The following is a 13,322-nucleotide window of genomic DNA, read 5'->3' as shown; positions in this document are numbered from 1 at the left end:
ATGCAATTAGAAATAGAATTTAACGATAAATAAATCGGAATAGAGCTTTCCATGAAAATCGTGCAAGAAGAAAATATACAACAAGTTGAACCTCATCTTGGAAAACGCTTCCAATTAGACTCCGTCTCGTGCTTATTTTTTGTATTGGGCATGTTTATGTCTGCCTATATGTTGCATCATTTTATTCTTTAATTCTATTTATTTAGATTTAGACTTGTTTAAATAAAATCATTTTTAATCAATAAAAAGCCCATCATGTGATGGGCTTTTTTTTCACTTCAAGGTTTAAGCATTACGTTTTGCAAAGTCATCCATAAAGTTAACAAGAGCCTGTACCCCTTCTAATGGCACGGCATTATAAATACTTGCACGCATACCGCCAACTGAGCGGTGACCTGCCAAGTTAAGAAGATGATTTTGTTCAGCTTCTTTCAGGAACAACTTATCTAGATCCGCATTTTCCAAAGTAAAGGGAACATTCATGATTGAACGGTTTTGTTCCGCAATCGGGTTGGCATAAAAATCGCTACCGTCGATATAACCATAAAGCAATTTGGCTTTTTCAAGGTTTACTTGGTGAATGGCTTCAACACCACCATTTTCAAGTAACCATTCAAATACCAGCCCAGACAAATACCAAGCATAGGTTGATGGTGTATTCACCATTGAATCATTCTTCGCTTGTGCGGAATATTTCAAAATGCTTGGAATTTCAGGTTTCGCCTGATCAAGCAAATCATCACGAATAATCACTAAAGTTAAGCCAGCAGGACCAATATTCTTTTGTGCGCCTGCATAGATTAAACCAAACTTAGATACATCAATTGGGGCTGAAAGGATGCTTGAAGATAAATCAGATACCAAAGGTGCATTCACTTCAGGAATGCCGGAAAATTGAATCCCGCCGATGGTTTCATTATCTGCATAATGCACATAAGCCGCATCGTCAGACAAGTTCCACTGGCTTTGATTGGTAATAGCTAATTTACCGTTAATACTGGTACCCGCTTCCACGACATTGATATCGCCATAGCGTTGCGCTTCTTTTAACGCTTTTTCAGACCAGATCCCGGTATGGATATAATCTGCTTTATTATTTTTGCCTAAAAGGTTTAAAGGAATTGCAGAAAATTGAAGTGAAGCCCCACCCTGCAAGAACAATACTTTATAGTTCTCCGGGATGTTCATCAATTTGCGTAAATCTGCTTCTGCTTTTTCTGCCACAGCTACATAGTCACTGCTACGGTGACTCATTTCCATGATCGAAAGACCTTTGCCATGCCAATCGAGCATTTCAGCTTGGGCTTTTTCTAAAACGGCAGTCGGTAATGCAGCAGGGCCAGCACAGAAATTGTACGCGCGCATGATTTTTCCTTTCAAAGTGAAACACAATAAAATAACGGCATTTAACCACAGATAGCTTGTGCTTGCAGTAAATTATCCTGAAAATATTTCAATGCTGTCGGACATTTAAAGTCAAAAGTTCAATAGATCTCTTTCATAAATCAAAAAATGATCTTCTTTTTGGTTGATATTTGTACTCCAGTTTTTTTAGCATTCGTGCATCATCTGCGGATGAAATACATCGATTCAAACAGGCTTTCTGATCCTCAGTTCAAGCGATACACCGGCATCTCATGGTCAACCTTCTATTTAATGGTGGGGCAATTGAAAATGCAGTCCCTGCCAAGGGCAGATCGGCCAAGTTAAGCCTTGAGGATCAGGTTCTGCTCTGTCTGTGCTAAGGTGAAGGCATAGACTGCAATGTGGTGATCGTAGATGCCATAGAAATTCCAACACAAAGGCCTAAAAAAACAGAAGAAAAGCTATAGCGGCAAGAAAAAGCCCCATACCTTTAAAGTACAGGCCATAATTCACCATAAAACTCAGCTAAAAGACGCTGTAAACTGGATCCTGAACTCAAAAGCTATAATCAGGAGATCAATAAAAGAAGAATCGGGATTGAATATGTATTTGGCAGCCTAAAAACCTTCAGGATCCTTGCCGAACGTTATCGAAATAGAGGCAAAAGACTCGGTTTGAGATTCAATTTAATTGCTGGAATCTATAACCTGGAGCTGAGTAAAAAATGATTTATGAAAGAAGTCTAATAAAGGACTATTGTTGTTTTCGGTTTAATGATTTCCTTAAACGATTCCACCCGTGATTAAATATCTGACTGTACAAACAATTAAACTGGTCATCATACTAGAAATCACAATAACGACATGAATAGGAACCGCTAAGAAAACATGAATAACCAACTTGGTCTGGCGCACACCCCGGCAAATTAATTTAGAATTTCATTCGGTATTTTGTTATTTTAAATTGGCTATTGGAATATCAGTTATCCATCACTTCAGTTCCATGTGGTTACTTCCTATTTCTATAAGGTGGCTGTGCAAGACTTTACTCTTATTCACTCACAGTATTTTTATCATCTTATTGGGTAAGGAGGTTGTAGCTTTAATCTTCAATAGGCCTTAATATACAATTACATATTAAACTCGATTGCGAATAACAATAAAGACAGCTTATTTTTAAGCGATGTATAATTTATAACAATGATGTTGAGAGCCGAATTTATGTTACTGAATTTGACATGGGCACAAGAAAATATAAACCAAACCATCAGCACAATAATCAAGATTGCTTTATTGTCTAGCACCCCTCTTTATGCAACGACAACATTGGCTCAAAGCATTAGTTATGCACAAGCAGAACAATCGGTTTTAACGGATTCATATAGCACCCAAGCCACTCAGGCCTTGCAGCAGGCTTCCCAACTTGAAGCTGAAGCAGTAAAAGGTTTAGGTCTGCCCCGTGTGGACTTAAATATACGGGCGTATGCTTTTCATAATGAACTGGATATTCCACTCGATTCGTTTAAAAATAATTTGGAACAAACCCTGTCGAATGGTGTAAATAGTCAAATTGATCAATGGCAAAACTCCAATCCCAACATTGGTAGTCTAGCGGACCCACTTAGAGAGGGTGTGAATCAAACTATTCAAGAAGGTGTGGGATTAATTCCAGATGAGTCGACTGTTAACCTTGATGATCAGGTGATTCGTCCTACAATTTCAGTTTTAATGCCGATTTATACTGGTGGACTGACTTCTAGCGCCAAAGAAGTGGCCAGTATTAACGCACAGCGCAACCAGCTGAATACCCAGCAACAACAAGATATACAACGCTTTGAACTGATTCAGGCTTACTTCAATGCACAACTACAAAAACAATTACTTGAGTCAAGCCGTTTCAATTTTAATGCCATGCAAACCCACTATAATAATGCGCTAAAACTGGAACGTCAGGGTTTTATTAGCAAGGGTCAGCGCATGCAGTTTGAAGTGGCAAAAAACGATGCGCAGCGGATTTATCAAAATGCTGAAGCTAACCTGAGATCGAGTCTTTTTCAACTGAACAATCTTTTGCAAAGCAGCCAGATTACTGAACTGAGTACTCCTCTTTTTGTGAATTCCTTTCAGAATCAATCTTTAAATAGCTTGCTAAAAACCTATCAGGATCAATCCTCGCTGATTCGTAAAATGCAAATGGATACCCAGCTGGCCAATGCGAATGTCAAAGCGCAAAGTGCAGTAAAAAAACCCACTCTATTTGCTTTTGGTGAATACAGTCTGGATGAAAAACAAAACTGGATTGTGGGTGTGGTGGCACGCTATAACCTGTTTTCAGGGATCGACAAAAACAAGAATATTCAAGCGGCAGAATTACAACGCTATGCTTCGCAACTGCTTACGGAACGCAGCAAGCAGGAAATTGAAAATATTATTTATAAATCGTATAGCGAAGTGACCACAGCCCAGCAAAGTCATCAGTTGCTACAGCAAAATATGAAAGCTGCCCAGGAAAACTTGCGTATTCAAACCCTGTCCTTTAAAGAAGAGATGGGTACCGCCACTCAAGTTGTTGATGCGCAAAACGCTTTAACCGCCTTAAAAAGTGAAATGGCACTGAATGCTTATAAATATGTGATGTCTCTGGCGACTTTATTGCAAAGCCATGGCTCGATCAATCAATTTCAAAGCTATATAACTCAAGCTCAAACCAGCTATATCCGTTAATTTTCGATGGGGAAAAATATGACTCAAGATCAAAATAAACCTGATCAAGATGTAGAAAATGCCTCATCAGAAGGCAGCTCTACAAATACATCAGCACCAACTACCCAAGTGGATACTCAAGCGACATCTGAACAGCAGGCCAATACAGATAACGCATTTTTCAGTTATTCAGAACAAGCTCAGTCGACTGAAGACACCGCGCCAAATCCGAAAAAGTCAGCTGTAACTAAAATGGTCGGCATCGTCGTTTTGATTTTACTGTTAGGCTTAATTGCTTTCGGCTTATGGAAAAGCTACCAGCCCAAACAGGTTGAATTGCAAGGTCGGGTTGAAGCTGGAACCATTTATGTTAGTACCAAAGTGCCGAGTCGCATTGAGGAAGTCTATGTCCATGAAGGCGATAAAGTTACCAAAGGTCAGGAGTTAGTAAGATTATTCAGCCCTGAAGTCGATACAAAAAGACAACAGGCTCTGGCTTCCCTGCAAGCTGCCTTAGCACTGCAGTCTACGGTCGATCGTGGTTCGCAGCAAGAAAATATTGAAACCCTGTATGCCACCTGGCAAAGCCTAAAAGCACAGCAGACTTTAGCACAAGCCACTTATCGACGTGGTGCCACCCTGTTTAAAGAAGGGGTTATTTCGCGCCAACGTCGGGATGAAATGCAAGCTGCAGCAGCTTCAGCCACTCAAATGGCTGAAGCTGCTTATCAACAATATAAACGTGCCAAGCGTGGCAGTACACCAGAACAAAAATCTTCAGCCGATGCACAGGTGGAAATTGCCAAAGCGGCAGTTAAAGAGGCCAATTCCTTAGAAGCGGAAACCAAATTGCATTCCCCTATTAATGGCATCGTGTCTAAAACTTATGGTAAAGCTTCTGAATTGGTGGTAACGGGTGTACCTATAGTCAGCCTTATTCAGGATAATGATTTATGGGTGAGTTTGGATGTACGTGAAGACCTCTATGCGCAAGTTTATAAAAGCAAAACCATTGAAGGTTTCATTCCAGCCTTAAATCAAACGGCGACTTTTAAAATTAAAAATATAGATGTGGAAGGTGAATTTGCCACCCTTAAGACCACACGCCAAACTGGTGGTTATGACATTCGTAGTTTTAAATTTCATTTAACACCCATAAAACCCATTGCAGCTTTAAAAGTGGGCATGAGCGTGCTGTTTAAAATTAAAGAGCCAAAATAATGTGGTCTGGCATGCTGCGTGAACTGCGTTATTTACTGACACATAAATGGGACTTGTGCTTGGTCACACTTGCGCCTTTATTTATAATTGTATTGTTTAGCAGCATGTTTTATCAGGGTAAGCCTGAACATTTACCGATTGCAATTATTGACCAAGACCAAAGTGGACTGAGTCGAAATATTGAAAAATATATTCGACATAATTCAACTTTAGATATTTTAGTGATTTCTCAAAGCCCTGATGAAGTCGAAAAGCTACTTAATCAAACAAAAATTTGGGGCTATATTTCTATTCCAGCAGGAGCTGAACAACGACTGGTTCAAGCTGAAGATGCCGAAATCAGTATTGTGTTTAATCAAAGCTACTTTAGTGTCGGAAATAGTATTTCCTCTGCCATGCTGGTCAGTACCGTAGAAGCAATCGTAGATTTCATAGGACACAATTATCTGGAAAATAACATTCCTTATATCGATATTCCAACACCGAATGTCAAAATATCGCCTTTATATAATCCCAGTTTAAGTTACGAGTTCTATTTAGAACCGTTTGTGATTCCTGCAATCTTGCATTTACTGCTGTGTTGTTGTGTGGCTTTTTCGGTTGGGCAAGAATTTAAATTTAACACCACAGCAAAATGGCTCAATCAACGTACTGTCTTTAGTGCCTTGTTTGCCAAAAATTTAACCTATGTCCTGATTTTTACTGCATGGACATGGATGTGGATGTTCTGGCTAATTGAAATTCGTGGCTGGTTTGTCGCAGGGCATTTATGGATCATTCTACTGGGTCAGTTTTTCTTTTATAGTGCTTATGCTTTTATCACTAGCACTGTGATTTTAGCCACTCGCAACTTAGACAAGTCTTTTGATTTTATTGCCGTGTATGGTGGTTCATCTTTAAGTTTTGCCGGGGTAACCTTACCGCTTAATAATGCTCCGCTATTTACCCAATTTTGGTCCAATATTATTCCTTATACACCTTATGCAAAATTACAAACTGAACAATGGGTAATTGGCAGCCCTGTCTCTATTTCGCTATTACCGCTTGCGGTGCTGGCTATTTATTGCCTGTTCTATTTTGGCACTGCCTATTTCTTCCTTAAAAAGTATTCAAAGGGAGTTAAGGCATGAAAAATCATATCAAAGACTTTCTGCATTATTATTTCAAGACCTTTAAAGATATTGTCACGAACAGCTCTCTCTTGGCCACTTTGATCCTTTCAGTATTTTTTTATAGCTTCTTTTACCCCACCGCTTACAAAGCCCAACATGCCGAATTTTTACCGATTGTGATTGTCGATGAAGAACAAAGCATACTCACCTCAACTATTATTAATGAAGTTTCGAAAAGCCCGAACGTGAAAATAAAGGCAGTCACAGGCAATTTTGCTGAAGCGGAAATGATGCTCAAAAACCAGCAAGCCGACGGTATTTTATTTTTACCTGAAAATTTATCCCACAGTATTTATCGTGGCGAAGTCGGTGGCATTGGCTTATATTTAAGTGCAGCCTATCTTTTAAGGACCAAAGAGATTGGTTTGGGTTTAGCGGCATCAATTGAATATGCCATTGCTGAAAAGGTGCAGAAGTTTGGCGATATTTCGCATTTCACCCCTGCACTTTCCATTCATTCAATTCCCCTATTCAACACCTTGTCGGGTTATGGCAGTTATGTTTTTCCTGCCATTGCTCCGCTCATTATTCATCAAACCATTGTTCTGGGTTTAAGCATCCTGATTGCAGGTTACCGACTGCAAAACTGGCGACCAAGAAAAACTGAATATTTTTCAATCATTAGTGCTATTTTAACCATTGGCTGTTTGGGCTGTTTCTATTTATTTGGTTTTACTTTCTGGTTGTATGATTATCCGCATGGTGGAAATTTCTTAGGTATGCTGATTGGCGTACCAATTTTTATCAGTTGCGTGATTGGTCTGGCCATGGTAATCGCTTCATTTTTTGATATGCCTGAACGTGCAGGACAGGTAATTGTGTTTACTTCCATTCCACTATTTTTACTATCAGGAACAGCATGGCCTCATTCAGCCATGCCCGAATGGATGCAATGGCTAGGAAATGTTTTGCCATCTACTCAGGGCATCCAAATGTTTATTCAGCTCAATCAAATGGGTGTGCCATTAAATATTGTGATTTCAAAAATGATTTATCTTGCGACTCTGGGTGCTGTGTTAATGGTTTGGGGATATTTCCGTTTAAACCAGCCAAATAAGAAACAATCACTTAATAGCCTACCTGATAAGGTTATTAAATAAAACTTTATAATTTGATTAATTATCATACTAAAACTGAGTTTTTTTTAAGCTTTCGAATCAATTATGAAGAAAAAAGTTAGATTGGTTATCTTAATCAATGCAAAATAGCCCCTTGCTCATATCCATGAATATTATTTATATTATTCATTCCCATGCTCCCATTAACATGTCTTTATGATGTCGACAGCGTTATTACAGCATTTTTTCACTAAATATCTGATTTTAAGGGCTTAGCATGAAGAAGATTAAGATTAGTCTTGCTTGGCAAATCGTAATTGCGCTCATTTTAGGTGTACTTGTAGGCTCTTTTTTACATTATTCTCCCGAATATCGTGAAACTCTGATTAATAATTTGTTGAGTCCTTTGGGTTCAATCTTTATTAATTTGATAAAAATGATCGTGATTCCACTTGTAGTTTCAATGCTGATTTTAGGTATTGCCAATGCAAGTCATGGTCAAAATGTCGGTAAGCTCGGTTTCAAAACCATTGTCTATTTTGAGATTATTACTACAGTTGCAATTATTGTTGGTCTAGTTGCGGCAAATGTATTCCAGCCGGGCGCCGGTATTGATATGTCAAGTTTAACTCAAACTGACATTTCCCAATATCAACAAACCACACAGGAAGTCAGTAACCAGTCCCATGGTCTGGTGAATACCATTTTATCTTTAATTCCTTCCAATATTTTTGGATCACTGACTGATGGGCATATGTTGCCAATCATTTTCTTCTCAGTGATCTTCGGTATCGGTTTAGGGTCTTTAGCTAAAGAAACCAAGAAACCATTAATTGATGTGTTGCATGCTATTTCTGAAACCATGTTCAAAGTAACGCACATGATCATGCTGTTTGCACCTTTCGGTGTATTTGGTCTGATTGCGGCAACCGTTGCGAACTTTGGCTTTAGTTCTCTGCTTCCATTATTGAAGTTGGCTCTTCTGGTTTATGGCGCTATTTTCTTCTTCATCTTTGTCATTTTAGGTTTAGTGGCTAAATTCTGTGGTTTCAGCATTTGGGAAATTATTAAAATTCTAAAAGATGAACTGATTCTTGCCTATTCAACTGCAAGTTCCGAGACAGTATTACCTCGAATTATGCAAAAAATGGAAGCGTATGGTGCACCTAAGTCGATTACCAGTTTCGTCATTCCAATTGGTTATTCATTTAACCTGGATGGTTCGACTTTATATCAAAGTATTGCAGCGATCTTTATTGCGCAACTTTACGGTATTGATTTAAGTGTGACACAGCAAGTGATTTTGGTTCTTACCTTAATGATTACTTCTAAAGGGATTGCTGGTGTTCCAGGCGTGTCTTTCGTAGTGCTGTTGGCAACATTGGGCAGTGTAGGCATTCCACTTGAAGGTTTGGCATTTATTGCCGGTATTGACCGTATTCTAGATATGGCACGTACAGTATTGAATGTGATTGGTAACTCGTTGGCTGTTCTTGTGATCAGTAAATGGGAAGGCCAGTTCGATGCTGAAAAGCAAAAAGATTATCAAGTTGAAATGAAACAAGCTGCATAATTTATAAAATCAAAAAAGGAAGCTCCGGCTTCCTTTTTTTGATTTTAAATTATCCAAATTCTTTTCTTAGTTTTGGGTATATACCGTATAGCCCTAGTCTAGCAAGCTAATACAAATTCTTTTGCAAGCTCAGCTCTACTAGCCATATTAGTATGCTATTCAATTATATAGCTTAAAATCATTGTGTTTATTAAACATCCATCTGCTCAAAAATGGAAATACATCGTGACAAATATAATTAGATAAACTGTTAAAAACTGATTTAATTTTTATATGTTTCACCGACAATATAGATGTTTGAATGATTCCAATATAATGAATCATCTGTTTCAGAAACCTTCCGCAGGCTAAATCCAAATTTTTGTATTTGGGAATTATCATTGGAATCTAAGTATCTAAAACTTAATTTAAAAAAAACATCAACACCATCCACTTTGAAGTCAGGATTCAAGCTAGTCGTTACTTGATAAATATTTCCTTCACCATTTTTTATTAAATCAATTTCATCTATAGAATTCGCATAATCTCCTATAAAATCATGAAAAATATCTAATTTTCTGCATATAGCGCGGCTATTATAGAACTCAAATGATACTCGATACATTTCTAGATTTTCTGAGTTATTTGCCGATTTCGATAATATAATTTTATATTTATTGAAATGAAAAAAAGGTTGAGACTGTATTGTTTCAATTCTAGCTTGCCTCATATCTTTAGCTTTAACTAACTCAAGTTCTTCATGGGCTGCTTTTAATAACTTCTTTTGCTGTTCAACATTTTGCTCCAGTACTTTTTCTTGTGACTTTAAAGCTTCAGTATTTTGTTTTATTTCCTTGCCTTGTTGATAATAGCCATATACTAACCATAAAAATGCTAAAGGAGCAAAAACCCCAGCTAAAAAATCACCCTTCGCATTAAGTTCTAATTGAATGAAATCTTTTACATCAAAAAAGAAATGGAAAGACAACCATAAATAAAAAATCGTAGTTAAAAATACAATTATTAGACTTAAATTTTCTTTAATTTTTGGCATGAAATGATTTCCGTATCACAGACAAATTATAAAAGGCTTATTTAGCTCATCAAATATGATTTTTATTAATTGAAAAAATTTAAAGATTTAATTTAAGAGCAGAGATTTAATTTTTTACTTAAAGCTTATAAATTCAAAAAAAAAGAGCGCCTAAGCGCCCTTCTTTTCAAGTCAAAACTTAGTCTTCCGAATCTCTTAAATCTGATTCACTTTCAGCTTCATCAGCAATTGTTTCATCATCAACCAAAATTTCAGAATCAATCAAAGCTTCAGAGGCAAGGACTTCTTCGCCTTCGACTGCTTCAACAAATTCTTCTTCTTCAACGGCTTCTACAGAAACAACACCAACCAAGACTTCTTCATTACCCAAACGGATGAGACGAACACCTTGCGCATTACGACCTGTGGTTGCAACTTCTGAAGCACGGGTACGAACCATCGTACCGCCATCAGAAATCAACATCAGTTCTTTGCTTTCATCAATCGATACCGCACCGACCAATTCACCATTACGTTCAGATGTTTTAATTGCAATCACACCTTTACCACCACGTTTTTTGGTTGGGAATTCGCCCACCGGAGTACGTTTACCGTAACCATTGGCACATGCACAAAGCACTTCGCCAGTTTCCGGTACAACCACCAATGAAACAATACGACTCACTAGATTGGTATCTGAAGTATCTTCATCATCTGAATCTACATCAGTTTCCGCATCTTCAAGCTGCGCTGCTGCACCGATGGTCACGCGCATACCGCGTACACCTTTGGCAGAACGACCCATTGAACGCACGTCGGTTTCTGCGAAGCGAATTGCTTTACCTTCGTTAGAGAACAACATGATTTGCTGTTCGCCATCGGTAATCGCCACACCAATCAAGGTGTCATCGCCATTCAGCTCAATCGCACGTAAACCATTTGAACGAACATTACTGAACTGTTCAAGCTCTACACGTTTAATCGTACCGTACTCGGTCGCCATAAACACATAGAAGTTTTTACGAACTGCTTCAGCTTGCTGCGCAAAGTCAGCAATGATTTCATCGTCTAGATCAGTCGTAGAAAGCTCAAGACCCAATTGTTTCAATTGAATACGCAATGCATCAGACAAGTCATCTGCACCATCTTCAAGCTCGGCTAAAGCCGCTTCAAGTTCAGCAAAATGCGAATTGATGATTTCATTTTCTTGCAGTTTCGCAGCATTGGCTTTTACAAATGCCTGGAAATCGGCCAGACGATCTTTAAATTTCTTCGGTGCATCAATTACAGGAAGAATCGCTGTAATCGTCTCATTGGCATCTAGTGGTAACAAGTTCACCATTGGGCGACCTTTTGCACCACGAGATGCTTGTGGCACTTCGTATACTTTCAGACGATAGACTTTACCGACATTGGTAAAGCATAAAACTGTCGCATGGTTCGATGTCACAATCAGATGCTGAATGTAATCATCAGTTTTCATTGATGTTGCAGACTTACCACGACCACCACGACGCTGAGCGGCATAGTCAGACAATGGTTGAGTTTTCGCATAACCTGTTTTAGAAACAGTCAGTACCATTTGCTCTTCAGGAATTAAATCTTCACGAGAGAAATCGATACGTGATTCAATAATGGCAGTTTTACGCGCATCACCATATTGTTGAATAATAAGCGCTAATTCTTCACGAATCACATTCATCAACAAATTAAAGTCATTCAAAATGGCAGTGTATTCTGCAATTTGAGCTAAAATTTCTGAATATTCAGCATGTAACTTGTCTTGTTCAAGACCGGTTAAACGGTGTAAACGTAATTCTAAAATTGCACCGACTTGGGTTGGCGAAAGACGGTAAATACCCCCATCAAAACCATACGGTTTAGACAGGTCTTCGCCTTCAATAATTTCAGGACGTACAGAAACCGAACCTGCTTTTTCAAGCAATGCAACCACACCACCTGCAGACCACTCACCGACTTGCAAACGCTCACGCGCTTCAGCAGGATTTGCAGAAGTCTTGATGGTTTCAATGATGGAATCAATATTTGCTAGAGCAACCGTCAAACCTTCCAAGATATGACCACGTTCACGCGCTTTGCGTAACTCGTACATGGTACGACGTGTAACCACTTCCTGACGGTGACGGATAAACGCAGCAATGATGTCTTTTAAGTTCATCAATTTCGGCTGGCCGTTGTCCAGGCAGACCATGTTGATGCTGAAAGAGTTTTCAAGCTGGGTATTCTGGAACAGGTTATTCACAATCACTTCAGCGTTTTCGCCACGCTTCAAGTCAATTGCAATACGCATCCCATCTTTATCAGACTCGTCACGAAGTTCCGAGATCCCTTCAAGTTTTTTCTCTTTAACCAGTTCAGCAATACGTTCAATCGTTTTTGCTTTATTGACCTGATACGGAATTTCAGTAAATACGATGGTGATACGGCCGTTCTTCGGATCTTCTTCGAAGTGATATTTACCACGGATATGCAAACGGCCTTTACCGGTACGGTACGCATCCACAATCCCCGATTTTCCGTAAATAATACCGCCTGTAGGAAAATCTGGACCAGAAATGTGCTGCATCAGCCCTTCGATGCTGATGTTTGGATCATTGGCATAGGCAAGGCAGGCATTCACAACTTCAGTCATGTTGTGCGGCGCCATATTGGTCGCCATACCCACTGCAATACCGGTAACACCGTTAACCAGCAAGTTCGGCACACGGGTCGGCATGACTTGAGGAATACGCTCAGACCCATCGTAGTTGTCTTCCCATTCAACTGTATCTTTTTCCAGATCAGCCAAAAGTTCATGAGTCAACTTACGCATACGTACTTCGGTATAACGCATTGCCGCAGCACTATCGCCATCTACAGAACCAAAGTTACCCTGACCATCGACCAATTGATAACGCAAGCTAAATTCTTGTGCCATACGTACAATGGTTTCGTAAACAGCAGAGTCACCATGCGGGTGATATTTACCGATTACGTCACCCACCACACGGGCAGATTTTTTATAAGCTTTGTTGTAGTCATTGCCTAACTCGTGCATAGCGAAAAGCACACGACGATGCACTGGTTTCAAGCCATCTCGCACGTCTGGTAATGCACGAGAAACAATAACACTCATGGCATAGTCGAGATATGAGCTTTTGAGTTCATCCTCAATGGCAATCGGTCGGATTTCCGATAGGCTCATGCATACTCCTTATT

The 13,322-nt window shown here is 39.1% G+C and carries 8 protein-coding genes and 1 pseudogene; 6 read left to right on the top strand and 3 right to left on the bottom strand.

Annotation, left to right across the window (positions count from 1 at the left end):
• Window positions 1–285: 285 nt before the first annotated feature.
• Entirely contained in the window at window positions 286–1,365 is a 1,080-nt protein-coding gene (gene serC / locus ACKI4H_RS11925; protein WP_407305978.1) for a 3-phosphoserine/phosphohydroxythreonine transaminase, read from the bottom strand.
• 401 nt (window positions 1,366–1,766) lie between these two features.
• Here serC and ACKI4H_RS11920 point away from each other — a divergent pair.
• From ACKI4H_RS11920 to gltP, 6 genes and pseudogenes are all read left to right on the top strand, one after another.
• Window positions 1,767–2,093 (top strand): annotated as a pseudogene (locus tag ACKI4H_RS11920) (transposase family protein); the annotation flags it as partial.
• A gap of 492 nt (window positions 2,094–2,585) precedes the next feature.
• On the top strand, window positions 2,586–4,088 hold the full coding sequence (locus ACKI4H_RS11915) for a TolC family protein (protein WP_407305976.1): 1,503 nt from the start codon (window positions 2,586–2,588) through the stop codon (window positions 4,086–4,088).
• A gap of 18 nt (window positions 4,089–4,106) precedes the next feature.
• Window positions 4,107–5,288: an HlyD family secretion protein gene (locus ACKI4H_RS11910; protein ID WP_407305973.1), complete on the top strand. Its 1,182-nt coding sequence runs from the start codon at window positions 4,107–4,109 to the stop codon at window positions 5,286–5,288.
• Entirely contained in the window at window positions 5,288–6,418 is a 1,131-nt protein-coding gene (locus tag ACKI4H_RS11905; RefSeq protein WP_407305971.1) for an ABC transporter permease, read from the top strand. Before ACKI4H_RS11910 ends, ACKI4H_RS11905 begins: the two co-directional genes overlap by 1 nt.
• Before the next feature lie 8 nt (window positions 6,419–6,426).
• Window positions 6,427–7,560 carry an ABC transporter permease gene (locus ACKI4H_RS11900; RefSeq protein ID WP_407306092.1) on the top strand — a complete coding sequence of 378 codons (1,134 nt, stop codon included), beginning with the start codon at window positions 6,427–6,429 and terminating at the stop codon, window positions 7,558–7,560.
• Window positions 7,561–7,795: 235 nt separating this feature from the next.
• Window positions 7,796–9,091, top strand: coding sequence for a glutamate/aspartate:proton symporter GltP (gene gltP, locus ACKI4H_RS11895; protein WP_407305969.1), 1,296 nt, complete (start codon window positions 7,796–7,798; stop codon window positions 9,089–9,091).
• 262 nt (window positions 9,092–9,353) lie between these two features.
• Here the strand turns inward: gltP and ACKI4H_RS11890 are convergent, their stop codons facing one another.
• Window positions 9,354–10,124 carry a hypothetical protein gene (locus ACKI4H_RS11890; RefSeq protein WP_407305966.1) on the bottom strand — a complete coding sequence of 257 codons (771 nt, stop codon included), beginning with the start codon at window positions 10,122–10,124 and terminating at the stop codon, window positions 9,354–9,356.
• Between the two features lie 178 nt (window positions 10,125–10,302).
• Window positions 10,303–13,308 (bottom strand): DNA gyrase subunit A, encoded by a 3,006-nt coding sequence (gyrA, locus tag ACKI4H_RS11885; protein ID WP_407305963.1) that lies wholly within the window; start codon window positions 13,306–13,308, stop codon window positions 10,303–10,305.
• Window positions 13,309–13,322 lie beyond the last annotated feature (14 nt).

Source organism: Acinetobacter sp., assembly GCF_045628685.1.
GTDB lineage: Bacteria > Pseudomonadota > Gammaproteobacteria > Pseudomonadales > Moraxellaceae > Acinetobacter.
Note: the sequence above shows the minus strand (reverse complement) of the source record. Positions and strands in the feature narration are given on the sequence as shown.